The organism is Gottfriedia sp. OAE603 (genome assembly GCF_040543965.1).
GTDB classification, from domain to species: Bacteria; Bacillota; Bacilli; order Bacillales; family Bacillaceae_G; genus Gottfriedia; species Gottfriedia solisilvae.
Window position 1 is genome coordinate 3,046,223 of sequence record NZ_JBEUNN010000001.1, and the last position, 26,154, is coordinate 3,072,376.

General features: G+C 33.8%; 26 protein-coding genes and 1 pseudogene. 3 read left to right on the forward strand and 24 right to left on the reverse strand.

Going from position 1 to position 26,154, the window contains the following annotated elements; translation table 11 throughout:
• Nucleotides 1-24: 24 nt before the first annotated feature.
• The 20 genes and pseudogenes from greA to ABID96_RS15740 form a co-directional block, all read right to left on the reverse strand.
• Nucleotides 25-501, reverse strand: a complete 477-nt coding sequence (gene greA / locus ABID96_RS15645) for a transcription elongation factor GreA (RefSeq protein ID WP_087998674.1) — start codon at nucleotides 499-501, stop codon at nucleotides 25-27.
• Nucleotides 502-711: 210 nt separating this feature from the next.
• Nucleotides 712-1,348 (reverse strand): annotated as a pseudogene (gene udk, locus ABID96_RS15650) (uridine kinase).
• Nucleotides 1,349-1,368: 20 nt separating this feature from the next.
• On the reverse strand, nucleotides 1,369-2,646 hold the full coding sequence (locus ABID96_RS15655; protein ID WP_192602831.1) for a peptidase U32 family protein: 1,278 nt from the start codon (nucleotides 2,644-2,646) through the stop codon (nucleotides 1,369-1,371).
• A gap of 189 nt (nucleotides 2,647-2,835) precedes the next feature.
• Entirely contained in the window at nucleotides 2,836-3,768 is a 933-nt protein-coding gene (locus ABID96_RS15660) for a peptidase U32 family protein (RefSeq protein ID WP_192602832.1), read from the reverse strand.
• The gene (locus tag ABID96_RS15665; RefSeq protein ID WP_192602833.1) at nucleotides 3,755-4,420 is read right to left on the reverse strand and encodes an O-methyltransferase; all 666 of its coding nucleotides are present in this window, start codon (nucleotides 4,418-4,420) and stop codon (nucleotides 3,755-3,757) included. The genes ABID96_RS15660 and ABID96_RS15665 overlap by 14 nt, the downstream gene beginning before the upstream one ends.
• Nucleotides 4,421-4,825: 405 nt before the next feature.
• The gene (mltG, locus tag ABID96_RS15670) at nucleotides 4,826-5,920 is read right to left on the reverse strand and encodes an endolytic transglycosylase MltG (protein ID WP_377896944.1); all 1,095 of its coding nucleotides are present in this window, start codon (nucleotides 5,918-5,920) and stop codon (nucleotides 4,826-4,828) included.
• A gap of 125 nt (nucleotides 5,921-6,045) precedes the next feature.
• A complete protein-coding gene (locus tag ABID96_RS15675) occupies nucleotides 6,046-6,336 on the reverse strand; it encodes a DUF1292 domain-containing protein (RefSeq protein ID WP_087998669.1) in 291 nt (96 codons plus the stop codon).
• An 85-nt stretch (nucleotides 6,337-6,421) separates the two neighbouring features.
• A complete protein-coding gene (gene ruvX, locus ABID96_RS15680; RefSeq protein ID WP_087998668.1) occupies nucleotides 6,422-6,838 on the reverse strand; it encodes a Holliday junction resolvase RuvX in 417 nt (138 codons plus the stop codon).
• A 3-nt stretch (nucleotides 6,839-6,841) separates the two neighbouring features.
• A complete protein-coding gene (locus tag ABID96_RS15685; RefSeq protein WP_056472706.1) occupies nucleotides 6,842-7,108 on the reverse strand; it encodes an IreB family regulatory phosphoprotein in 267 nt (88 codons plus the stop codon).
• Nucleotides 7,109-7,232: 124 nt separating this feature from the next.
• A complete protein-coding gene (gene alaS / locus ABID96_RS15690) occupies nucleotides 7,233-9,884 on the reverse strand; it encodes an alanine--tRNA ligase (RefSeq protein ID WP_192602834.1) in 2,652 nt (883 codons plus the stop codon).
• A 362-nt stretch (nucleotides 9,885-10,246) separates the two neighbouring features.
• Entirely contained in the window at nucleotides 10,247-11,314 is a 1,068-nt protein-coding gene (locus tag ABID96_RS15695; RefSeq protein ID WP_192602835.1) for an AI-2E family transporter, read from the reverse strand.
• A 210-nt stretch (nucleotides 11,315-11,524) separates the two neighbouring features.
• A complete protein-coding gene (locus tag ABID96_RS15700; protein ID WP_087998665.1) occupies nucleotides 11,525-11,659 on the reverse strand; it encodes a DUF3918 family protein in 135 nt (44 codons plus the stop codon).
• 12 nt (nucleotides 11,660-11,671) lie between these two features.
• Complete coding sequence (locus tag ABID96_RS15705; RefSeq protein ID WP_087998664.1) at nucleotides 11,672-11,860, reverse strand: hypothetical protein; 189 nt, start codon at nucleotides 11,858-11,860, stop codon at nucleotides 11,672-11,674.
• Between the two features lie 113 nt (nucleotides 11,861-11,973).
• Complete coding sequence (recD2, locus tag ABID96_RS15710; RefSeq protein ID WP_192602836.1) at nucleotides 11,974-14,331, reverse strand: SF1B family DNA helicase RecD2; 2,358 nt, start codon at nucleotides 14,329-14,331, stop codon at nucleotides 11,974-11,976.
• Nucleotides 14,332-14,369: 38 nt separating this feature from the next.
• Nucleotides 14,370-15,026 (reverse strand): tetratricopeptide repeat protein, encoded by a 657-nt coding sequence (locus tag ABID96_RS15715; protein ID WP_192602837.1) that lies wholly within the window; start codon nucleotides 15,024-15,026, stop codon nucleotides 14,370-14,372.
• 171 nt (nucleotides 15,027-15,197) lie between these two features.
• Nucleotides 15,198-16,319 carry a tRNA 2-thiouridine(34) synthase MnmA gene (mnmA, locus tag ABID96_RS15720; RefSeq protein ID WP_192602838.1) on the reverse strand — a complete coding sequence of 374 codons (1,122 nt, stop codon included), beginning with the start codon at nucleotides 16,317-16,319 and terminating at the stop codon, nucleotides 15,198-15,200.
• 19 nt (nucleotides 16,320-16,338) lie between these two features.
• Nucleotides 16,339-17,484, reverse strand: coding sequence for a cysteine desulfurase family protein (locus ABID96_RS15725; RefSeq protein ID WP_192602839.1), 1,146 nt, complete (start codon nucleotides 17,482-17,484; stop codon nucleotides 16,339-16,341).
• Between the two features lie 54 nt (nucleotides 17,485-17,538).
• Nucleotides 17,539-17,955 carry a cysteine metabolism transcriptional regulator CymR gene (gene cymR, locus ABID96_RS15730; protein WP_087998659.1) on the reverse strand — a complete coding sequence of 139 codons (417 nt, stop codon included), beginning with the start codon at nucleotides 17,953-17,955 and terminating at the stop codon, nucleotides 17,539-17,541.
• A 163-nt stretch (nucleotides 17,956-18,118) separates the two neighbouring features.
• Nucleotides 18,119-18,334 (reverse strand): hypothetical protein, encoded by a 216-nt coding sequence (locus ABID96_RS15735; protein ID WP_377896945.1) that lies wholly within the window; start codon nucleotides 18,332-18,334, stop codon nucleotides 18,119-18,121.
• Nucleotides 18,335-18,375: 41 nt separating this feature from the next.
• A complete protein-coding gene (locus ABID96_RS15740; RefSeq protein WP_158093173.1) occupies nucleotides 18,376-18,708 on the reverse strand; it encodes a DUF4257 domain-containing protein in 333 nt (110 codons plus the stop codon).
• Between the two features lie 314 nt (nucleotides 18,709-19,022).
• Between ABID96_RS15740 and ABID96_RS15745 the strand changes: the two genes are divergently transcribed.
• Complete coding sequence (locus tag ABID96_RS15745) at nucleotides 19,023-20,786, forward strand: hypothetical protein (protein ID WP_192602841.1); 1,764 nt, start codon at nucleotides 19,023-19,025, stop codon at nucleotides 20,784-20,786.
• Between the two features lie 25 nt (nucleotides 20,787-20,811).
• Here ABID96_RS15745 and ABID96_RS15750 read toward each other — a convergent pair whose 3' ends face one another.
• A complete protein-coding gene (locus ABID96_RS15750) occupies nucleotides 20,812-22,110 on the reverse strand; it encodes a replication-associated recombination protein A (protein ID WP_192602842.1) in 1,299 nt (432 codons plus the stop codon).
• A gap of 140 nt (nucleotides 22,111-22,250) precedes the next feature.
• Between ABID96_RS15750 and ABID96_RS15755 the strand changes: the two genes are divergently transcribed.
• Complete coding sequence (locus tag ABID96_RS15755; RefSeq protein ID WP_192602843.1) at nucleotides 22,251-22,667, forward strand: hypothetical protein; 417 nt, start codon at nucleotides 22,251-22,253, stop codon at nucleotides 22,665-22,667.
• A gap of 107 nt (nucleotides 22,668-22,774) precedes the next feature.
• On the forward strand, nucleotides 22,775-22,990 hold the full coding sequence (locus ABID96_RS15760; RefSeq protein ID WP_087998653.1) for a hypothetical protein: 216 nt from the start codon (nucleotides 22,775-22,777) through the stop codon (nucleotides 22,988-22,990).
• 73 nt (nucleotides 22,991-23,063) lie between these two features.
• On the opposite strand, the gene ABID96_RS15765 is transcribed toward ABID96_RS15760, so the two are convergent.
• From ABID96_RS15765 to aspS, 3 genes are all read right to left on the reverse strand, one after another.
• On the reverse strand, nucleotides 23,064-23,297 hold the full coding sequence (locus tag ABID96_RS15765; protein ID WP_192602844.1) for a hypothetical protein: 234 nt from the start codon (nucleotides 23,295-23,297) through the stop codon (nucleotides 23,064-23,066).
• Nucleotides 23,298-23,439: 142 nt separating this feature from the next.
• Entirely contained in the window at nucleotides 23,440-24,207 is a 768-nt protein-coding gene (locus ABID96_RS15770) for a tRNA threonylcarbamoyladenosine dehydratase (protein ID WP_192602845.1), read from the reverse strand.
• A gap of 174 nt (nucleotides 24,208-24,381) precedes the next feature.
• Complete coding sequence (gene aspS, locus ABID96_RS15775) at nucleotides 24,382-26,151, reverse strand: aspartate--tRNA ligase (RefSeq protein ID WP_192602846.1); 1,770 nt, start codon at nucleotides 26,149-26,151, stop codon at nucleotides 24,382-24,384.
• Between the last annotated feature and the right edge of the window lie 3 nt (nucleotides 26,152-26,154).

The following is a 26,154-nucleotide window of genomic DNA, read 5'->3' on the forward strand; positions in this document are numbered from 1 at the left end:
TTTAAATTTTTAAACAATTGCTAATTACTTAACAGCAATAATTCTAACTTGCATATCTCCACCTGGAGTTGAAACTGTTACTTCTTCACCGACTTTTTTGCCTAATAAGCTTCTAGCAATTGGAGAGTCGTTTGAAATTTTACCTTCAAATGGGTCAGCTTCAGCACTACCTACGATTGCGTAAGTTTCTTCATCGCCTGCTGGTAATTCTAAAAATGTTACTGATTTTCCTAAAGCTACTGTATCAGAAGCTTCCTTGCTTTCAGTAATAATTTCAGCATTACGAATCATATTTTCTAAAGTTGTAATACGGCCTTCAACAAACGCTTGCTCATCTTTTGCAGCATCGTACTCAGAGTTCTCAGATAAATCTCCAAAACTACGAGCAATTTTAATACGTTCTACTACCTCAGCACGTTTTACAGTTTTTAAAGTTTCTAATTCTTGTTCTAATTTTTCTTTCCCAGCTAATGTCATAGGGAATTTTTTTTCAATAGCCATTTTGTACACTCCTTTTAGTATCCACCGTTTCTTTATGTAGAATTCCTAATGTTATGTTTATACAATGTAGTTGTACAAACAGTGTATGAGAATAATTAATGATTCATTCATTTTTGAAAACGCATTCTTTTTATATAGAAAGATGAAGAAGTTATACCTTCTCCATCTTTCTTATCTATTTTTTATGAATTATTCTCTCATATTAAGGTATTATAATACACTTACTCTTTCAAGTATAGTCTGAATTTTCGTTGCCATTAAGTCAATTGCAACAAAGTTTTGTCCACCCTCTGGAATTATGATATCAGCAAATTTCTTTGATGGTTCACAAAATTGATTATGCATAGGACGAACAACATTAACGTATTGGTCCACTACTGAGTCAACTGTTCTACCACGTTCTTTAATATCACGTTGTATTCTACGAAGGATTCTTAAATCAGCATCCGTATCAACGAATATTTTAATATCCATTAAATCACGTAAGCGCTCATCTTCTAAAACCAAAATACCTTCTAAAATAATAACTTCTTTTGGTTCAACAGGGATTGTTTCTGAAGATCTAGTATGAATTGTATAATCATATACAGGTTTTTCGATTGCTTTATATTGCAATAATTGATTGATATGTTCAATAAATAAATCATTATCAAATGCTAATGGATGATCGTAATTTGTTTTTAATCTCACATCCATGGGTAAGTGAGTTTGATCTTTATAATAAGAATCTTGCTGAATCATTAAAATCGAATGACCTTTAAATTGGTCATAAATTGCCTTAGTCACAGATGTTTTACCAGAGCCAGTACTCTCCAGCAATTCCAATAACAATGGGCTTATTCCCCATACTTCAATCCCTCTTTCTTATCAAACTAACTTTTTTCTCATCATGTTGTAAGGATATACCTTTTGATCAACTTTAATTTTTACAATTTCTAATGGATGTCTTGCCGCATCTAATTCCGTACCATCTTCATCAACAATTACGCCAACAGTTTGTTTGAAGTTTTCAAGTTCCGGACCAAAGAATTCAATTTGATCTCCTGGTTTGAAGTAGTTACGTTGTTGAATTGTTGCGATTCCAGTTTGCTCATCATAGTCTAATACAAGTCCAGCAAAATCATACGTAGTTTTTTTGCTATGATTTCCAAACATCTGTTCTTTCATTCCTGGGAATCCTTCAAAGAATGAAGAAGCTGTTTCACGATTTGCACATTTATCTAACTCTTCTACCCATTCTTCTTTAAACTCAAAGTTATCCGGATCAGCACAATATGCATCAATAATTTTACGATAAACAGAAACAACAGTCGCTACATAATGAATTGATTTCATGCGTCCTTCAATTTTTAAGCTATCTACACCAATTTCAATAAATTTAGGGATTGATCTTAATAAGTTCAAATCCTTTGGACTCATTGCAAATGGAGCATCTTCTTCTTCGTATAATGAATTTTCAGAAGCGCCTTGTACTTGTGATTCAGTTTGTACTAAATCATAGTCCCAACGGCATGACTGACAGCATCCTCCACGATTTGAATCACGTGCAGTCATATGATTACTTAACGTACAACGACCCGAGTAAGCAATACACATTGCTCCGTGAATAAAAGTTTCAATTTCAACATCTACTTTTTCTTTAATTTCTTTAATTTCCTCATAGCTTGTCTCACGTGCTAAAACTAATCGGTGTAATCCTTCTTCTTTCCAGTACTGAGCTGCACGATAATTTGAAAGTGATTGTTGCGTACTTAAGTGAACTTCTAATTTAGGAGCAGCTTGTTTACAAGTCTCAATGATATATGGATCTGCTACAATGATACCAGTTACTCCTGCAGTTTCAATTCCTTGTAAATATTCAACAAGTCCGTCCATATTTTCATTATGAGCAAAGATATTCGTAGTTACATAAATTTTAGCTCCGTATTTGTTTGCAAATTCTACACCTTCAGCCATATCTTCTAATGAGAAGTTATCAGCATTCGAACGTAGTCCAAACTCTCTTCCACCAATAAACACGGCATCTGCACCATATCTAACTGCAATTTTTAATTTCTCTAAATTACCCGCTGGCGCTAATAGTTCTGGTTTTTTTACAATTATGCGTTTACCATCAACGATTTTATCTAATTGTCCAATTGCCATTGTTCTTCCTCCTCATAAAATATTTCAGTTTGATTATTTTCTATTTAGCCTTGGTATTTTTGTCGAACACCCTTGGCATTACGTTTTCTCAAGTTTTTACACTAAGTCCTCGAGGTCATAATTACATCTTGAACAGATCTGCTTTGATTTGTTCTGTTCTTATGATCTAAAGGCAAATGTCAGTTCCGATTAATATACTGTTTCTTTAAAGAAGAATCCTGTGTCTAATCTGCGATTTACAGGTTGAATAGCTTCAATTTTTTCGTAAAGCTCTTCTTTAATGTCTTCGTAAGCATCTCTATCTTCAACACATAAGTCAATTGCTTGTCTATATAGTTTTGTTACTTCAACGATGTATTCTGATGATTTTAATACTCCGTCGATTTTTAATGAATCGATGCCTGCATCAATTAATTCTTCTAGTTCGTTAATGATACAAATATCATTGGGGCTCATAATGTGCGTACCATTGATATCTTCAAAAATGGGATATTTATTATTACGTTCGTTATCTACTAAGAACATATTCTCTTCGAATTTCTTTTGTTGAATAACTTCCATGTTTTTGCCTTGGTACTCAAAGTAGTTTCCAACCAGTGATCGCTTAGATTGGAACATACAAGTCATACCATGAACTTGTACTTCTATTTCAACTTCAGCATTCTCTTTCATTTCTGTTACTGCTTCAAAACTAAGTTCTCTTGCTAGTACAGCACGTTTTGCACCACGTTTACCCCAATAATTGCAAGTAAACCAGTTAGTTGCAGTTGTTTCTGTATTCCAATGTAATTGCATATTTGGCGCAATTTGACGCACTGACATTAATACAGCCGGATCACCAAATACGATTGCATCTACATTTGCATCACGTAAAAATGTAATATAGTCGTCAATTTCATCTAAAATTTCATTATGAAATAATCCGTTCATTGCTACATATACTTTGATGCCCTTTTGATGTGCAATTGTGACAGCTTCCTTTACAGCATCGCGTTTAAATTCACCTGCTAAGCGTAATCCAAAACGCTGTTCACCAATCATTACTGCACTGGCACCCGCATCAGCTAATTTTTCTATGTCATTTACGTTTGTTGGCGTAACTAATAATTCAGGCTTGAACATTGTTAACTCCCCTTTTCTTACTGATGGCCACTCCATCACCTATAGGTATAATAGTCGAGTCATACATAGGATGATTCATTAACCATTCATTGTAATTTTGAATCCTTTTTATTAAAGCTCTTTTACGTCGATCATCAACAAGCTCAGCACTCTCTGCTACTTGTCCTTTAAATAAAACATTATCTGAGATGATTACACCTCTATCAGATAATAATGGCTCGTACAGTTCAAAAAAGCGTTGATATTGAGCTTTCGCAGCATCTATAAATATGACATCGAATTGTCTGTTGTCTGGCAAATGATCTTTTAAAAGTAAAGCATCACCTTCTAAAAGTGTAATTCTATTACTATATCCACTTCTGTCTATATATTCTTTTGCTTTACGAATACGCCCTGCATTTCGTTCCATCGTAACAATACTTAACTCTGGGAAGGATTTTGCCATTCGGATACTTGAATAACCGATTGCACTTCCAATTTCTAAAATGGACGTAGGTTGTATTAAATACAGTAAACCTAGCATAAATTCCATGCCTGCTTTATCCATTATTGGAACATGTTGCTCCATAGCATACGTTTCCATTTCTTCTATAAAAGGTTCTCTATGTTTATAAAAATTCGCCAAATACTGGCGAACTAAAACTTCATCCATTTCTAATAAAGCCTCCAATAGAAATACAACCTTGTGTCAGACTGCCAGCCAAACGCTCACTTTCTATGTTGTTTCGCCTGCTTCGTGTGCCCATTACCGTCAAAAGGTAACAAGCTCCTCATTTTTACTCCTGCGCCTCGAAAGACAAGCATTTTCAGGCAGTCTGAATCTCTTATTTTTAATAACATGACTACAAAGTGCAACATTTTTTAACAAGGTGTAAGTACAAATTTCCTGATTCTGAATTTATTTTGACCCGTAATATTCTAACATAAAAAAAAGACCCTTGGCTAGTACCAAGAATAGTAACAAGTTTTTAAAGCGTTTTAATATACAAAATTCCTCAGTGAAAACGATGATTTTACTGAGGAATTTCTTATTTTTTATACAAGTATTGCCAACTTCTTAATTTATATGCTTGTCTTTTTCTGTATTATGTTCTTCTAGTGATTTAGTGAAGATAACTTCACCTTCTTTATTCGCTAAAAAGTATAAATAGTCAGATTTAGCTGGTTTTAATGCTGCTTCGATACTTTCAACTCCTGCACTTGCAATCGGTCCGATTGGTAAGCCTTTAATATAATACGTATTATATGGCGACTCAATCTCTAAATCCTTGTAAAGCACTCTAGCTTTATGCTTTCCTAGTGCATAAAGAACAGTTGGATCCGTTTGTAAAGGCATATCAATATCTAGTCGATTATAAAATACGCTTGAAATTAATTTTCGATCTGTTAATTCATTTGCTTCTTCTTCAATAAGTGATGCCATTGTTAATGTTTTATGAGGTGTCAGTTTTTTATCAGTCATCTCATTTTTATATTTGTCTAAAATACTCTTAGTTTGATTTAACATAGGCGTAATAATTTCTTCTAGACTTGGTTTAAATTCACCATAAAGATACGTTGATGGATATAAATATCCCTCTAGTGGATAACGAATTCCCTTTTTAAATATTTCATTCGTTATTAAATCTGGGTACTTCTTTTGTAAAATTTGGATAAATGCTTTATCATTCAACTGTTTTAGTACAGTTGCTTCATCTAGCTTAAATTCTTTGGCAATAATTCCAGCGATTTCTACAAGTTGAGTACCTTCAGGAATTGTTAAATCCTTAACTGCAACTTGATATTTCCCACCAGTTTGAAGATGTTTAACGATCGTAGAAACCCCTTGATTTTGACTGAAATTATAATTACCAGCCTTTAAACTCGCATTATTATGTAATTTTACATAAGCCTTAAATACCTCAGTATTTTTTATTAATTTTTGTTTCTTAAAAATTGATGCAATGTCCCCAACAGAGCTACCTTGTGGGATTGTTACTAGTTGTTCTTGTTTATTAGATGCATTTACTGGCATTAACATATATTTGTATGATGCTAACGCAGCAGCAATACACACCAAGATCGCTATGATTATGTATAGGAAAACTCGCATTCCACTTTTATTTTTATTTGATGATTTAATTCCTCTTTTTTCAAAATTCGAAAATGACATCGATTTATCTACCTCCTTTATCACGTATTAGTATACTACAAACCTTCCAATTATCGGCAATTTTCTACATAAAAAATGCTAAACGCTTAATATAAGCGTTTAGCATTCTAAATAAGAGAATTGAATTATTCGCCTTCTTCTTCATCAAAGAAAGTGTTAAGAACTTCTTCAATCATTTCCCACTCTTCATCAGTTTCGATTGGGAATAATTCACCGTCTTCACCATCTTCTGCAGGAATAAAGCTAGAAGCGTGGTATTCAGGATCTCCATCTTCATCGAACTCTTGTCCAACTGCAGTGTAGATTACATATGATTTATTATAATCATCAGATTCAAAAGTTAAAACGATATTACAAAGAATCTCATTACCTTCTTCATCTATGATCGTAATTTGTCTGTCTTCACCGTGTTCCATTTGTATCACCTCGTTATCATTTTACAAATTATGTATAGTGGATTGTGGAATGATTAAATGCATTCCACACATCCACTTTTCATTATCACTTTATACTATCTAAGTAATTTTGTAAAATAACTACTGCAGCCATTTTATCAATTACTTGTTTTCTCTTTTTACGACTGACGTCGGCTGAGATTAAAAACCGTTCAGCTGCCATCGTAGAAAGTCTTTCATCCCATAGTATAACCGGAAGTTTGAATTCTTCTTCAATCAATTTGGCAAAACGTTGACATGCTTCTCCTCGTTCACCAATACTTCCATTCATATTTTTAGGCAAACCTACAATTACTTTGTCTATTTCATAGCTGTCAATGATTTCTTTTAGTCGGTCAAGTCCAAATATTTGGCGCTCTTCATTAATTTTAACTGTCTCAATTCCTTGAGCTGTCCAACCTAGTGCATCACTTACAGCTACGCCTATTGTTTTAGTTCCTACATCTAGCCCAAGTGCTCTCATTTATTATTCTCCACGATGTTGTTGTAAGTAAGATTTTACTAATTCTTCAATAATTTCATCACGTTCAAGCTTTTTCATCATACTTCTTGCATCATTATGACGAGGAATATACGCAGGATCGCCTGATAATAAGTATCCTACTATTTGATTAATTGGATTATAGCCTTTTTCTTGTAATGCATCATGAACCTTTAATAATACTTCATTTACTCGAATATCTTGTCCCTCGTCTTGCAAACTAAACTTCATCGTTTTATCAAATGAATCCATATAAGGCACCCCACTTATCCGTTTATTTCTAGCTAAACATATTGTACCATTTTTATATGGTAGATTACGAATTAACTAAAATTTCATTAAACGTATCTATCTGTTATTGTACACAACTTCTGTATTATTTAGAAATCGTTGCCATCCATTGTTCAACAAATGCAACTGCCTCATCAAGTTTAGATGCATCCTTACCACCTGCTTGAGCCATATCTGGACGGCCTCCGCCTCCACCGCCACAAATTGTAGCAGCTTCTTTAATCAGGTTTCCAGCATGATATCCTTGACCGACTAAATCCTTCGTCACACCTGCAATTAGGTTAACTTTTCCATCATTAGCAGATCCAAGTAATACAACTACAGAGCCAACTTTGTTTTTTAAATCATCAACCATTGTACGAAGGCTATTCATATCTGCACCATTTACTTTTGCAGCAACAAATTTTACTCCATTTACTTCTTTTACATTGTTACTAATATTCCCTGCTTCAATGTTACTTAATTTTGAAGAAAGTGATTCATTTTCTTTTTGTACTTGCTTCAATTCTGATTGTAAAATTTCAATTCTAGATACAACATCTTTTGTATTTGATTTTAATAGACCTGCAGCATCTTTCAATTGACCAATTTGCTCTTGCATATATTCGTAAGCAGCTTTTCCAGTAACAGCTTCGATACGACGAGTTCCTGCTCCAATACCTGATTCAGAAATAATTTTGAAAGTTCCAATTGATGCTGTATTATCAACATGACATCCACCACATAGTTCAAGACTATAGTCACCAACTTGAACTACTCTTACAACATCGCCATATTTTTCTCCAAATAATGCCATCGCACCCATTGCTTTTGCTTCGGCGATTGCTTTTTCAGAAATGTTAACTGGAATGCTCTCCCAAATTTTTTCATTTACAATTTTCTCAATTGTTTCAAGCTCTTCTGGTAGAACTTGACCAAAATGTGAAAAGTCAAAACGAAGACGTTCTTGGTTGACTAATGAACCAGCTTGATTCACGTGAGTCCCTAACACATCTTTTAATGCTTGGTGTAATAAATGCGTTGCAGTGTGGTTTTTAACAATGCTAGAACGATTAGCTTTGTTAATTGTAGCAGTTACTTTTGAACCGACTGATAGTGCGCCTTCAACAACTTTTACACGATGTAAATTTTGTCCATTAGGTGCTTTTTGTACATCAAGTACTTCTACTTTTAAACCAGTTGCAGTTAATGTACCTCTATCTGCAATTTGTCCACCACTTTCAGCGTAGAAAGGCGTTACATCAAGAATTAAGTGTGCTTCTTCACCGTTCGCAATATCTTCAACTTTTTCGCCATCTTTTACTAAAGCAAGAACAGTTGATTCAACAGTACCTTCACCATATCCTACGAAAGCAGATACTTCTTTAATTTCACGAAGTGCTTCACTTTGTACTTGCATAGAATCTACGTCTTGACGAGCAGCACGAGCACGTTCACGTTGCTTGTCCATCTCAACTTCAAAGCCATCATGGTCTACTGTTAAGCCTTCTTCTTCAGCGTATTCTTCTGTTAATTCGATTGGGAATCCATAAGTATCATACAGACGGAACACATCTTCCCCTTTAATGACAGTACTACCTTCAGCTTTGGCACCTTTCATTACAGTTGTAAGTAGTGCTAATCCTTCATGTAATGTTTCATGGAAACGCTCTTCTTCGTTTTTAATTACTTTTTGAATAAAAGGTATTTTTTCTTTCACTGTTGGATAATAGCTTTCCATAATTTCAGCAACTACAGGTACTAATTCAAACATAAATGGACGCTCTACACCTAACTTTTTCGCAAAACGTACAGCACGACGAATTAATCTACGTAAAACATATCCTCTGCCTTCGTTTGATGGAAGTGCTCCATCCGCTACAGCAAATGATACAGTTCTGATGTGATCTGCAATTACTTTAAATGCAGTATCTTTGTCTAAATCACCATTTCTATATGATTGACCAGAGATTGTTTCTACAACATTGATAATTGGCATAAATAAATCTGTATCAAAATTTGTGTCTACTTCTTGTAAAACACTTGCCATACGCTCTAATCCCATTCCAGTATCAATGTTTTTACTTGGTAATTCTGGATATTCATTTCTATTTAAGCCGTCTTTTGAATTGAATTGAGAAAATACGATATTCCAAATTTCTAAATAACGATCATTTTCTAAATCTTCTTTTAGTAATTTAATGCCGATATTTTCTTGGTCATATTTCGTTCCACGGTCATAGAAGATTTCAGTACAAGGACCACATGGACCTTCACCAATTTCCCAGAAGTTTCCTTCTAACAGAATGATATGCTCAGGGTCTAATCCTAATTTAATCCATAAATCATACGTCACTTTATCTTCTGGATATACTGTTACATATAATTTCTCTTTTTCAAATCCAAACCACTCATCTGAAGTTAATAATTCCCAACCCCAAGTAACTGCTTCTTCACGGAAATAATCTCCAATTGAAAAGTTACCTAACATTTCAAAGAAAGTATGGTGACGAGCTGTTTTCCCTACATTTTCAATGTCATTTGTACGGATTGATTTTTGAGAGTTTGTAATTCTTGGGTTTTCCGGAATTACACGACCATCAAAATATTTTTTTAATGTTGCAACACCACTATTAATCCATAATAATGTTGGATCATCTACAGGTACTAAAGATGCACTTGGTTCAACAGAGTGACCTTTTTGTTTAAAGAAATCTAAATACATTTGACGAATTTGAGCAGCAGTTAGCTTTTTCATTTTGTGTAAACCTCCATATTTATGTAAATAATTTGTCGAAAAAAAACAAAAAAATCCCGTCCCTAAAACAGGGACGAGATGTACTCGCGATACCACCCTGATTATGAATAGAAAGCAATTGCTTAGGCCATTACATGCCTCTTTAGTCTATTCATCACCTCAAGAGACCGTAACGTGGTCAAACGTCAGTGATTAGCTGCATTCAGGAGTAGCTGTTCTGTCACCCTTCATTAAAGTTTCTTTCAGCCAAGGAAACTTCTCTCTACGCAATTATTGCTTAAATGGGCTGTGACATACTTTTTCCTTCAAAATTTTGCAAATTTTATTGTATGAAAAAATAGTATCATTGTAAAAATTGAAAGTCAAGATGATAGATGTTGTTTTCTATTGTTGAAATACCTCAAGATTGAAATAACAACAACTAAACCCGGCACAGCTAATAATAAACCAGTAAATCCTGCAACTTCACCTGCTACTAATAAAGTAAACATAATGATTACAGGATGTGTGTGAATCGACTTTCCAATAATTAATGGTGATAATACATTCCCTTCAATTAATTGCAACACAATTAGTATAATACCAACCCGAATGATAAGACTCGTTCCTTCGGATGCAGCTAAAAATAAAGTAGGTAATGCACCAATAATTGGTCCAAAGTATGGAATGATATCAGTGATTCCAATTATTAATCCTAAAACTAATGCATATTTCATTTTACCGATCCATAAAAAAATGGTTGCCATAATAAATAATAAAAAACAAACAAAAATTTGACCACGAATATACTTTCCAAATGTATTGTCCAATTCGACAGCTAATCCTTTTGTTTCATCTCTCCATTTTTTTGGAATAAACTTAATTAAAATATCTGCTAGAACTTTATAATCCTTTAAAAAATAAAACACGATAAATGGAATAATGATAATTGAGATGAAATTATTCACAAAATGCTTCATCCAATCTCCGGTTCGATTAACTAAAGAAATACCAAATTGCTCTGCACCATTAATCATTAAATCCACTCTATTATGTAAAAAGATTGGCATCCTAGAGGTTTTACGCTCAATTTTTGACAGAAACGTATCATATAATGAAAGTACTTTAGGGAACGAAAGTAGAATATCATTCCATTGTTGTTTAAATATCGGTATTAATAAGTACAATCCTAATACCGCTCCTCCAAAAAATAATAAATATATTAAAAGAATGGCGTATACTCTTTTTAAACCTTTTTTATGAATGAACTCAATCGCTGGATGTAATAAGTACGCTATAATGAGACCAATTAAAAAAGGAATTAATGCTTTTAAAATTCCAATAATGATATGATAATAAACCGGTTTTAAATAATAAAATACAATTCCGATTAATCCTATTAATAATATGAGACATAATCGATAAATCCACTTAAGTTTTAATCCGTCCATATCAAACCTCCATACTGGAATTAGTATGGAGATTTTTAAGATAAATTATGTAATGGCTAGTTTTGATTTTGAATCGTTTTAATAAATTCACAATTTTTTGGGACTACATTTAAAATCCCTTTTTTATTTGTGTTCCAAAAGAATATTCAAACTTTATAGAAATTAAAAAGCACATGTCCCACTTGGACATGTGCTACTTACATTCTTACATTAAAGCATCTTTTTTAAAGACTTTCTCATTTTTTTAATGCTTTTTTGAGAATACCATTTGTTATCGTACATTAGTTTCATCGCAAGTGCACCTGCACCTAAACCTAAACCTAATAAAGAGCTCTTTCTACCCATTTCTACTCACTCCTACATACTAAGTTTTCGATCCTCTTCGTCGAATAAGTCATCTAACGAACTTAACGTACCATCCTCTTCAACTTGGTGCGTGTAAATCATACCTTTATTAATTGAAAGCTCTATATAGCATCCCCAGCAATAATATTGATTTACACCAATTTTACCCAAGTCTTTACTTTGACAATTTGGACAAATCACAACGCTCGCTCCCTTAGCCTAAAAAAGGCAATCTTTCTAAGCATTGTGGCCAAATAAAAAGGAAAATATACGTAAATTACAGGAATCGTCTTGCACTAAGTATTATTGGTCAATTACATAAAATCATAAGGAGAAAGATTTGGTAATTCATCAGATAGCTTAAAAGGTAAATCATCATCATATGAAATCTCTTCATTTTCAATACCTTTTAATTTCATACAAAGAGTTGTTTGGCGTTTTCCATCGTCTGTCCGCCCAATACCTTGAATAAAGGCATCTTGTTCACCACATAGAATAAGAAATTTTTTACTTCTTGTTACTGCAGTGTAGATTAAATTTCTGCGAAGCATTCGATAATAACTTTTTACGATTGGTAGCACAATAATATCAAATTCACTACCCTGTGATTTATGAATAGAACAACAATAAGCCAATGTAAGCTGCGTAAAATCTGGTCTGGTGTAAGTAACTTCATTCCCATCAAAGGACACGATAATTATATCTTGTTGTTCAACATTTTCTTTTGCAAAGAAGATATTTACGATTTCTCCCATGTCACCATTAAAAACATTATTTTCAGGAACATTTACTAATTGGAGAACTTTATCACCTGTTCTAAAAGTTGTATCGCCAAATTTCATTTCACGTTGCTTATCTCGTTTTGGGTTAAATACTTCCTGTAATCCTTGATTTAATGCATCGATTCCAGCTGGGCCTCGGTACATTGGTGCTAACACTTGGATATCTCTAACAGGGAAACCTTTTTTATTGGCATTTTCGCATACTTTTTTAACAACTTCTACAACTTGTCCGCTTGAACACCCAATAAATGATCGGTCTTTTTTTTGTTGAAATAAATCCTCTGAAATTTTTCCATCTTTAATATAATGTGCCATTGTAATAATCGAGGAATCTTCAGATTGACGATAAATGTCCTTCAATCTTATCGTTGGTACTGTTCCAGAATTTAATAAGTCTTTTAACACTTGCCCTGGACCAACTGACGGTAGCTGATCTTCGTCACCTACAAAGATAACCTGGCACCCTTGAGGGATACTTTTCAGTAATTGATTACCTAACCAAACATCAACCATCGAAAACTCATCAATAATCAGTAGTTTTCCATTTAGTGGATTATCCTCATGGTGGCTAAATTCCCCTTCTCTAGTCCAACCTAATAAACGGTGAATTGTCACCGCTGGTAAACCGGTTGCTTCGCTCATACGTTTTGCAGCCCTTCCAGTTGGTGCTGCTAGTAAATAAGGAAATGGCACGTCCTTTGGATAAGCATGTTGATCAAGAGATAAATCATGGATTGTTGAAAATAAATTGACAATTCCTTTTATGACCGTCGTTTTACCAGTACCTGGACCACCTGTTAATACCATCATTGGAGATTCAACGGCCTTCTTTATCGCTTCAGCCTGAGAAGGAGCATATCTTACATTCATAGTTGCTTCTAGCGTTTCTAATTCTTTTTTAAATCGACTATCAGTCATTTCACCTATATCAGGTGCTTCACTCAAAAGCTTCTGAATCGCTTTAACGATACCTTTTTCCGCATAAAATAATGCCGCTAAATAAATTCTGTCATCCTCTAATACAAGTTTTCCATCTGCCACTAATCGATTCATTTCCCGAGAAATGTCGACAGCTTCCACAAGCTCTGGGTCTTGCTTCATTAATAACAGTCTTGTTTCGTCTATAAATTGATCTTGTGTAATATAGACGTGCCCATCCTGCATCGATAAATGCTCTAACACATATACACATCCTGCTCGAATACGGTCAGGATGATTGCCTGTGATTCCGATTGCACGACCAATTTCATCAGCTCTTCCAAAGCCAATGCCATCAACATCTTCAATCAGTTTAAATGGGTTTGTTCGAATTACTTCTAATGTCGACTCATTATATGTTTTATATATTTTGATTGATAAAGCAGTTCCGATTCCATAACCGCTTAGAAAGCTCATAACTTTCTCTAAGCCTTGGTGAGATAAAATCGTATCATATATATCTTTTGCTTTCGCTTTTGGTAATTGCGGCACAGATTCCAGGCTATCTGGATTATCTAATATTTTATTAATAGCACCTTCACCTAAATGCTCGACGATTTTTTCAGCAGTTCTTTTTCCGATACCTTTAAACAAATCTGAGGATAAATATTGAATAACACCTTTTTTAGTTGATGGAAGCTCTTTAGCAAAGGATGAGATTTGAAATTGTTTACCATATCTAGGGTGATCTTTTAAAATCCCTTTAAATGTATAGGACTCATCTTCATTCATTCGAGGAATGTTTCCTGTAATTGTAATTTCCTGCTCACAGTTCGATAAATTAGTATCAACGACTTTTACTTTTGCAACAGTATAAAAATTTTCAGCATTATAAAAGATAACTGTTGTTACATTACCTTTAATATACGGTGTTTCATCTACAAACAATTCCATCTCATTTTGTGCCTGCACTAGGGTTCCACCTCCCGACCTAACTTGTTCATCATATTTTATGACTCTTTATTTTCTACTACCTTTAATGCATGCATTGCCAGCATATGATCATGTTGGTGCTCTATTGCCTTTTCAAAATGTTCTTTTGCACCTTCTACATCATCATTAAACATATCAATAATTCCTAAATTGTAATGTGCATCTGAATGACTCTCGTCTAGCGTTAATACTTTTTCTAAGCTTTGTTTAGCTTCTTCTAACATCTCTAATTTTGCTAGACATAAACCATATTGAAATAATGCATCAAGATCTGACTCATCTAATTCGATTGCTCGTTGGAAAAATGGAAGTGCAAATCGGTCTTCTCCATTATTTACACAACAAAGGCCGATCATAAAAAACACATCGCTATCATCCATTCCTAGTTTTACGCAATGTTGAAAATGATTCTTTGCTAGCTCAAATTTACCATCTTCAAAATAAACTGTACCTACAGCGTAATGAGCTGCAGCTAATTCCGGATCAATTTCTAGCGCTTTTTCAAAAAAACGACAAGCTCGTTCAACATCATCCATCGTCAGTAATAGCTGTCCAAAGTTTACATATGCTAATGAATTAGTTGGATTTTCTTCTATTTCCTTCGTCAAATAATTAGCTGCTTCCTCTAGATTACCTTCCTGCAAAGCAGATACACCACGTTCAAAATTTGTCATTTGTAACACCTCTATGTATTTTTCTTTCAATTGTTATAAACCTCATATGTATTTAACACTATCATACAGTAAGACACATTTCAAAGACCATCTACGATAAAAAAATAGCCCCAACCTAAATGGATGGGGTCATTTTACCTTGTCTGTGAAACAAAATGTTAAACAAACTTTTTATCTTAAATATGTTAATTCTTTACCATCAATAAATGCACGATCAATTGTACCCCCGCCTAGGCAATCTGTACCGTCGTAAAATACAACTGCTTGTCCTGGTGTAATAGCACGAATTCTTTCATGGCATAGAATTCTAACAGAGTTATTATCCAATATTTGAACAGTTACCTCATTGTCTTCTGAGCGATAACGGAATTTTGCTGTACATGTAAATGAACCTTCTTTTGGTAACTCAGAAGTCCAACTAATATCTGAAGCTAACACTTCATTACTATATAGTAGGTCGTTATGGAAGCCTTGTTCTACAAGTAACACATTCTTTTCAAGATTTTTCCCAACAACAAACCAAGGATCTCCATTCCCACCAATACCTAGTCCATGGCGTTGACCAATTGTATAATACATTAGTCCATCATGTTTACCTTTAAATTCGCCGTCCATCGTCATCATATCACCTGGTTGTGCAGGTAGATAATTACTTAGGAATTCTTTAAAGTTTCGTTCTCCAATAAAGCAGATTCCAGTACTATCTTTTTTCTTAGCGGTTGCTAAGTTAGCTTCTTCGGCAATTTTGCGAATTTCAGGCTTTGTGTATTCGCCAAGTGGGAACATTACTTTTGAAAGTTGGTCTTGTCCAAGTTGATTTAAAAAGTAAGTTTGGTCTTTATTACTATCTATTCCACGAAGCATTTTATATTCACCATCACGATATTCGACACCAGCATAATGTCCAGTTGCTACATAATCAGCACCAAGTGTCATCGCATGTTCAAGAAATGCTTTAAATTTAATTTCTTTATTACACATTACATCAGGATTTGGTGTGCGTCCCTTTTTATATTCATCTAAGAAATAAGTGAATACTTTGTCCCAATATTGTTTTTCAAAATTCACTGCATAATAAGGAATACCAATTTGATTACATACTGCGATTACATCTTCATAATCTTCTGTAGCTGTACATACGCCAAATTCATCTGTGTCATCCCAGTTTTTCATAAAAATACCGATGACATCATAACCTTGCTCTTTTAATAAATATGCCGTAACAGATGAATCAACTCCACCTGACATTCCTACTACTACGCGAGTGTCTTTTGGATCTTTTCTATTTATCATTTTTCCAACCTCGCATTTTTTATATTTTAACTAATCGTTGAACGATAGAAGTAACACGTTGTGCAAGAGCATGTATTTGCTCCTCTGTATTTCCATAACCAAAACTAAATCGTATTGAAGAACGAATTTTAGGCGAATCAATTCCAAACATTTCAACTAGTACATGTGAAGGATCAACACTACCCGCCGTACAAGCAGAACCACTTGAAGCAGCAATTCCAGCTATATCTAAATTAACTAAAAACGATTCAATCGAAATATCATCAAATGATAAGTTTAACACATGTGGAGCAAAAAACGTCTCGTTTCCATTTTTTTCAAAACGAATGTCGTTCTCTTTTAAATCATTAATGAAAATTTCTTGAAATCGCAAATAGCTTTTTACTCGCACTTCTCGTTCACTTAAAATCAGTTCGATTGCTTTAGCTAAGCCTACAATTCCAGGTACATTTTCAGTCCCTGCTCGACGTTTACGCTCTTGTTGACCACCAAACTGTTGTTGTGAAAATGTAGCTTTTTCATTCGCGTATAAAAAACCTACACCTTTAGGGCCATTAATCTTATGTGAAGAAATGGATAAAAAGTCTACACCTAATTCATTCACATCAATTGGAATTAACCCGTATGCTTGAACAGCATCTGTATGAAACAATGCTTTATGACTTTTTAGGATTTCTCCAATTTCTTGAATTGGTTGTACTGTTCCTACTTCATTATTAACCATCATAATAGATACAAGAATTGTGTCATCACGCAATGCAGACTTAACATCCTCTATATTCACTCGCCCAGTATGATCTACAGGCAAATACGTTACCTCAAAACCTTCTTTTTCAAGCGCTTGGCATGTATGTAATATAGCATGATGTTCAATAGCAGAGGTAATAATGTGCTTACCGAACTTTTGATTTGCATATACCGCACCTCTAATGGCTAAATTATCACTTTCCGTTCCGCCACTTGTAAATATTATTTCATTCACTTTTGCACCAATACTACTTGCACATACCAAACGAGCTGTATCAACTTTTTGACGAGCTTGTCGGCCAAAAGAGTGGATACTTGAAGGGTTTCCAAAGGTTTCGTTCATTTCAATAACCATTTTTTCAATTACCTCTGGGTGCATAGGTGAAGTCGCTGCATGATCTACGTAAATACGTTCCATTCTCATAATCCTTTCTTGATGAAGCATTCAAAATCCGCTTTGAATGCAATTCTATTAAATATAAAACATATATCCATTTAAATCATCTGATTCTAATTTTGCTAAATCTTCTAAAGTTGTATGGTCTAAAACATCATTGATTGCTTTTTGTACTCGAGTCCATAATTCTCTTTGTGCTGGATTTTCATCTTCAATATTTTCAATTGGAGATAATGAACCTTCTAAAGCAGAAATGACTTCGCCTGCTGATATTTCATTTGGCTCCTTGGTTAAAATATACCCACCATATGCTCCTCGAATACTTTTTACAAGGCCAGCATTACGAAGCAATGAAATAATTTGCTCTAAATAATGCTCTGATAGATTTTGTGCATTTGCAATACTTTTTAAAGAAATTGGCTTATCACAATATCTCTTAGCTAACTCAATCATTACTGTTAATCCGTATCTTCCCTTAGTTGAAATTTTCATCTATTCACTCCGTTCAATAACTTATTTCAATGATCTAATCTATTTTTTACTTACTCTAATATAGTATTTATACAATTATTGTACACTATTTAAAAATCAATTTCACATTTCTAAAAAAAAATACACTAATCCAATTGGAAAAGTGTATTATCTCTTAATTCATTTAATTTTTCAAGATTCCTGCACGAATATAATGGGCCGCTGCAGCTTTCTCGTCTTTTGCCTCAATACTAACTGGCAATTCTCTTGCTTTACTTAAAAACTTGAGGATTTCGTCTTCAATTCTTTTAATTTCTAACTCAGTACCGGCATTAATTAAATCTTGTAATAATTCAAGATAAATCGCTTTCTCTTCGGGTGTGAGAGCTTGCTTCAACATATCTGCCTCCTTCAATTCTGTTAAAGAAAATAATAAGGTTATTACACAATTTGTTTCGATATGTTGTGAAGCGAGGCAACTCTCTCACGTTCGGTATTGAGTGCTCTGCTTAATAAAAAGCTCTGTGATGATAGACCTGCTAAAATACAATAGCCAATCACCATTCGCATATCTTTCAGCATATTTTCAGGAATAAATAATGAAACAAATAATGCAGCAGCTGTTGCTCCAAATAATATATCTGCAAGAAACCCTAAGAAGAAGCCCTTTTTTCGTTTTACAGGTAGCATGATTGTCCCTTTGTTAAACAGGATGTGAAAAATTAAGCCGGTTACTCCACCAATGACAAGTGCCAACACATAGAGCTGGACCATTTTCATCCTCCTCATAAAGTTTAAATGCAAAAAGAATTCCTAATATCCTTCGAAAATGAACGTCGACGAAAGAGACATTAGGATTGAACGAGAACGATTTTTTCCATATAGACTGCTTGTTTCTATTATTATAAGAGCGTAAAAAAAATTTATCAAAAGAATTTGTTAAATATATCCAATTATGACAAAAAATAAGGTAAGAGTCCCATAAGTGTTTGCAAAATTACTGTACTATCATACTATTCGTTACTCTATATCCCGCCCTTCCACTTATGTTATATTTGTATTGAAAGGCAGCTAGAGGAGGTGTTAAGTTGGCCATACAAACTAAATTTAAACAAATTGTTAAAAAACTATCATCAACAGATCTTTACAATAGAGCAAAAGGAATTGACCAACTTAGAAAGTCTCTTCATAAGGATGTTTATCTGGATTCATTAATTTATCTATTAGAAGCAGCAGGTAAGAGCTTTCCAAATTCATTAGAAGATTGGGATGATGGAAGCTATCATTTAGTTGGTTTCTGTTCAGAATACCCTCATTCAGAATTAGTTAAGCCAATAGAAAAAAACTTTGAACGTTATAGTGAACGTGCAAAACTACAGGCGCTCTATTTATTAATTACGATCAAAACAGACGAGGCAAGAGATACCTACATTTGTATAATTGAAAAATATTCAAAACAATATGAATTAGGAATAGATGTAGCATATATCTTTGAGGAAACAGAGTGGGCTCCAAAACTAGTAAAAAAATTCATACCACTACTTAAAGACGAAAATCTCAACGACTCAATATTCCATATGATGCTTTTATGTTTAAGAAATAGTGGAGTAAAATTGTCTTTAACAAGTGAAGAAAAGAACCTAATTATAGAACAGATAAAACGAAATTATCAAAGTAAAAGAGTATCGTATTTATCATATGACAAGGATTATAGTCTGCAATTCGTTTATCAGGCATGGAAAGAATCATATGCAATGATTCGCTCAGAAATGGGTATCTATTTACAGTTAATGCAATACTTTTATGATGATGAGATGCAAGCATTTTTACTTGAAGCACTACAATTTAAAGATGCATATTTAAAAGTTGATGCCGTTATTTCATTACTTGAACGAGGGTACAATGTATCTCGTGAAATAATTGAATCCTGTGCTTATAATATTGAGGCGTGTGTTTGGTTCTACACAAGGTTAAGCGAAAGTTCAAAAGAACACTTTTATAAAATTAATGAAGAAATACAACATAGCTTTGTGAAAAATCGTTTTTTCCATTATTTAGTTGATCATGATGAATTTGGTGTAGTTCCAGATGAAATTGAAGTAGTGAAACGACATGACACAACTAATTATTATGGACAAGAGGTTACTTATTATCTTGTTAAGTTTAAAAGCCAACGTGATGATTGGGCTGAAAAGGGCTGGATGGCCGGATATGTTGGTGCATACTTAACTGAACAAATCCCTAGCCCAAAAATGTTTGAAGACACAATCACTACATTTACTAGCTGGAATCAATTAACAGAAGTTGAACATATTCAACAACTTGAACAATTTAATAAGGATGACTATGCAAAACATGATTCGGAAGTAATTTTAGAGTCCAAACCTAATTGGCACTACGGTACTTTTGTACTCGGATTTATTACTGCTGTTCGTACGTGGACATCATTTTCTAACAATGATCCGATTTACTTCTTGCTATTAACATTACTTTGGGGCGTTTTTCTTTTCAAAGTATATGCGACGATTAAGCTTAGAAAAGAAGCAAAAGTCATTCTAAAAAGAAGACAATTAACACTCATTAAATCAAATGAAAGTACTACGATTGACCTTCATAAAATTTACAGAATGACTATCGAGCTTAGGAAATGGAGAAAAAACGAAGGAAAAAATGCGGCTTATCAGCTGAAAGTTAAATATCTCGTTTTTTATGATAAAGACGAAAATGAGATTTTATCAATCCCTTCAACGTTTATAAACACTTCACAGTTAATGGCTGAAATCCAAATGCTTACAAACCATTTAGTGGAACAACCGATTATCGATATATATGAAAATGATTTAAGTGCTTAAAAATAAAAGGAGAAATTAGCGAATGCTATCTCTCCTTTTTTTGTACCTTTTTAAATTGTTCAAGCTTCTCAAAGATTGCACCATACCGCTTCTCATTTCCAGCTTCCTTTGGCTTATAGTAAACTTGGTTAACTAATCTGTCCGGTAAATATTGCTGATTTACCCAACCGCCAAAGTTTCCTAAAGGGTGGTCATGCGGATAAACATAACCAATACCGTGTCCCATGTCCTTCGCTCCAGCATAATGGCTATCCTTTAAATGAGCAGGAATATCATCATGTAACCCACTTCTTACATCACCTAATGCGCGATCAATCGCCAACACACTCGAATTGGATTTAGACGAAAGACAAAGTTCAATAACAGTGTTTGATAGAATAATTCTAGCTTCTGGAAAACCGACTTGTTTTGCTGCCTCACAGGCTAACACAACTTTCCAAGGATCACCAGCTAATCCAATATCTTCATATGCAATAACCGTTAATCTTCTACAAATACTCGTCAAATCTCCTGCTTCAATTAATCTTGCTAAATAATAAAGAGCCGCATTTACATCACTACCGCGAATGCTTTTTTGAAACCCAGATAATGTATCATAGTGAAAATCACCATTTTTATCATGATTAAATCCTTTTGATCTTAAAAATTCCTCAATGATTTCATCTTGAACAATAATTGTTCCATCCGACTCCTTTGGAGAACCAAAAACAATAGATTCTAATATATTTAAAGATGATCTAGCATCTCCATTTACACCATGTGCAATTTTCAAAATTTGTTCTTCTGAAATTTGGATTTGTAAATTGCCTAATCCCCTATCCTCGTCTCTTAGTGCGCGATCTAGCAATTTATAAATATGCTTTGGTAGAAGTGGATCTAATTTTAAAATATGATTACAACGGCTTCGTATCGCACTGTTTACATCATGATATGGATTTTCTGTGGTTGCTCCTATTAATGTAATAAATCCACTTTCAACATAAGACAGTAAATAATCTTGTTGTAATTTTGACCAACGATGAATTTCATCTGCAAATAAAATAATTTCACCAAACATTTTTGCTTCATGCACAATATCTTCTAGCTCTTTCTTACCTGACGTTGTTGCATTAACTGTTACAAATCTTTTATCTACAGTACCAGCAATTGCATATGCAAAAGATGTTTTACCGATTCCCGGTTCTCCATGTATAAGCATTGAAGGAACTCGTCCATTTTGAATTAGTCGATATAAAGCTGATTCTTTACCAATTATTTGTTCCTGACCAATTAACTCATCAATTGTCCTTGGTCTCATCCGATATGCAAGAGGTTCATGACTCATTTTACGCCCTCCTATTTCTGCAAACTATTTACTCTATTGTAATTGAATTGGAAATATTTTTCATCTTGGATTCAAAAATTTTCTCATTTACATCAGTTTATTTGGTCAAGCTATTGATAGATGATTTAAAGAGGTGTCATATGAATACACAAAAAACAAAGTGGTCAACCGAGGATGAAGCTACGCTTTTAGAGTTAGTTGAAAACTATTTAAAAAAAGGCAAATCTAAGCAAGATGCATTTGTCACTGTTGCAAATATTATAAACCGCTCAAAAGCTGCATGTGCTTCAAGATACCAATTATTGAGAAAACAAAAAGTGAATAATGCAGTAATTAATATAACAGATCATCATAATATGCAAAATATCGATTTAGATAAAGTTATTTTATTTTTAACGAAATATGAAAGTGATCAGCAACTTTCCGATCAGAATATCCACCTTAAACAATCGATTAAAACGCTACAAAAAGAAAATGAAGAATTGAGCAATAAGATTTTACAGCTAAAAGCATCAATTAGAAAGAACCAAAACTTTTTAAAAAATATTGTAAATTGATGGTATGTAATTATTTAATTGTCATACTTTATTCATTTTTTTATCAACATTCCTACTGTATAATGAAAATGTAATAATGAATGTATGTAACAGTGAGGAGTAACAAGATGAATTGGAAAAAAGGCGGATTATGGGTTCTGATCTTTTTTATTGTGAAAGGTACAATATCTACACTATTAATCGTCACTGGTGCAAAATATTTTAAATTAAATTTTGCTGAAATACTTATGCTTGTATTAGTTTTATTAGCTATTTCTTATATAGGGCGAAGACTAGTAAAGAATCGTAAAAAAAGCACCAAGCAACATGATGTAAATATGTAAAATTGAGTTCCACTGCTTGCGAAGCGTGTATGAACAGACAATAACCCCAGATTTCAAATCTGGGGTTGTTTTTTTATTTATTATTCTTTTTTCTTGATTCTTTATCATTCACAACACCGTTTTTGCGGACTTTTCCATCTTTTTCAACAACACCATTATTCTTTTTATAATTTGTATTTATTTTATTCGATAAATTATCAACCCGCTGTTGTTTCTCACTTTTTTGATCATCACTAGAGCTATTACAACCAGTTAAAAGTGTAACTGAAATAACAAAAGGACCAATCAGTCTTAAGCATTTTTTCAAAGTCACATACCTCCTTATTGAGGTAGTATTTCTAAATTAAATAGTCATATGCAATTTATTTTTAAAGTACCTCTATTACTAAGTAAGGAAACATTTTGAATCAGGTCAAAAAAAAACTGTAGGAAATAAATTCCTACAGTTTTTATTCTTTACCAACACGTCTGATTTCAATATCTTTTATTAGTTCACGTACAGCATGACTAGCAGCTATTAAACCAGCAACTGAAGGAACGAATGCATTAGAAGAAGGTGGCATTTTCGCTTTGCGAATTTTTGTGTTTTCATCAGGCACGATTTCTTTACGAATATCTTCTCTGATTACAATTGGACTCTCATCTGAAAAGACAACTGTTACGCCTTTATGAATCCCTTCTTTTCTAAGCTTAGTTCGGATTACTTTTGCGATCGGATCATGAGTTGTTTTAGAAATATCTGCAACTTTGAATCGAGTTGGATCCATCTTATTTGCAGCACCCATACTTGAAATAAGTGGAATTCCACGACGACGACATTCTTTTATTAAATGAATTTTATATGAGATCGTATCAGATGCATCAATTACATAATCTAAAGGAATCTCAAAAAACTTTTCAAAAGTTTCCTCTGTATAAAACATTTTATGTGTAATAATTTCGCATTCAGGATTAATATCTTGTATACGTTGTTTCATCATTTCTACTTTCGGTTCTCCAACCGTAGATAATAATGCATGAATCTGTCTATTAACATTTGTGATATCGATTACATCTTTATCAACTAAAATTAATCGGCCGACGCCTGAACGCGCTAATGCTTCTGCTGCAAAAGAGCCAACTCCGCCAATACCTAAAATTGCTACCGTACTTTTTTGTAATCGTTCTAAACCTGCTTTACCAAATGCAAGCTCATTACGAGAAAATTGGTGTAACATCCATTCAACTCCCACTAACTTAATCAGAATACAATGATTTAAATATACATGATTTACGTTGTTTTCATCAAGCATGAATTTAGAAAACAAGTTATTTTTAGACAATAAAGAAAATAATACAAGAAAAATGGAAGGATTCTAGGAAATTTGCTCCTTTCATCCTTCCGTTTTATTTTACTCTTCTACTGTTGTTTTTAAAGATAAATCTTCTAATTGTGAAACAGAAACTGGACTTGGTGCATTTGTTAATAAACAACTTGCTGATGCTGTTTTCGGGAATGCAATTGTGTCACGTAAGTTTGTGCGTCCCGCAAGTAGCATAACAATACGGTCTAAACCTAATGCAATCCCACCATGTGGCGGAGTTCCGTATTCAAAAGCTTCCATTAAGAAACCAAATTGTGCTTGTGCTTCTTCTTCAGAAAAACCAAGACACTTAAACATTTTTTCTTGGATATCTCTTTCGTAAATACGAACAGATCCTCCACCAAGTTCATAGCCGTTTAAGACTAAGTCATATGCTTGAGCTTTTACACTACCTGGATCACTATCTAATTTCGCTAAATCTTCACGAACTGGTGATGTAAATGGATGGTGAGCAGCAAAATAACGATCAAGCTCTGCATCATACTCAAGTAATGGCCAATCAGTTACCCATAAGAAATTAAATTTAGATTGGTCAATTAAGTCTAAATCTTTACCTAATTTTAAGCGAAGTGCACCTAAACTATTTGCGACAACTGATGCGTCAGAAGCAACGAACAAGATTAAGTCTCCAACTTCACCTTCTACAGCTAATTTTAAAGTTGCAAATTCTTCTTCGCTAAAGAATTTTGCGATTGGTCCTTTAAATCCATCTTCTTCAAGCTTTAACCATGCAAGTCCTTTTGCTCCGTAACGAGAAGCATATTCTTGTAAGCCATCAATGTCTTTACGAGAGTAATTAGCTGCTTGACCTTTAACGTTTAAGCATTTAACTTGGCCACCATTTTCTACAGCTGAAGTAAATACTTTAAATCCACTTTCTTTAGCAAATGAAGAAACGTCGATTAACTCTAAGCCAAAACGAGTATCTGGTTTATCAGACCCAAAACGATTCATTGCTTCTTCATAACTCATTCGAGGTAGAGGAGTTACTAAGTCTACTCCTTTTGTCTCGCTCATTACTTTAACCATCATTCTTTCTGTCATTTCCATAATTTCCTCTTGAGAAAGGAAACTAGTCTCAATGTCAATTTGAGTGAATTCAGGTTGACGGTCAGCACGTAAATCCTCATCACGGAAACAACGCGCAATTTGGAAGTATCGCTCAAAACCAGAAACCATTAGTAATTGTTTAAAAATTTGAGGTGATTGCGGTAATGCATAGAATTCACCTGGATGTACACGACTTGGTACTAAGTAATCTCTAGCCCCTTCTGGTGTACTCTTCGTTAAAATTGGTGTTTCAACTTCTAAGAAGTCTTCTCCGTCCAAGAAATCACGAACAGACTTTGTAATTTTTGAACGTAATTTAAATGTGTCATACATAACAGGACGACGTAAATCTAAGTAACGATATTTTAAACGCAGATCTTCTGCTACTTCTGTTTTATTTTCAATAGCGAATGGAGGATTTTTTGCTTTGTTGATAATTTCTAGTTTTTCAACAGAAACTTCAATTGCACCAGTCTCTAAGTTAGTGTTTACTGTACCTTCTCCACGCGAAACAACTGTTCCTTGCACTTGAAGAATAAATTCGTTTCGTACAGTTTCAGCTAATGTCAAAGCCTCATTAGATAATTCAGGATTAAATACGATTTGTACGATTCCAGAACGGTCACGTAAATCAATAAAAATTAATCCTCCTAAGTCACGTCTCTTTTGAACCCAACCTTTTAGTGTTACACTTTGACCTATATGTGATTCTCTTAATTGACCACATAAATGCGTTCGTTGTTCCATTTC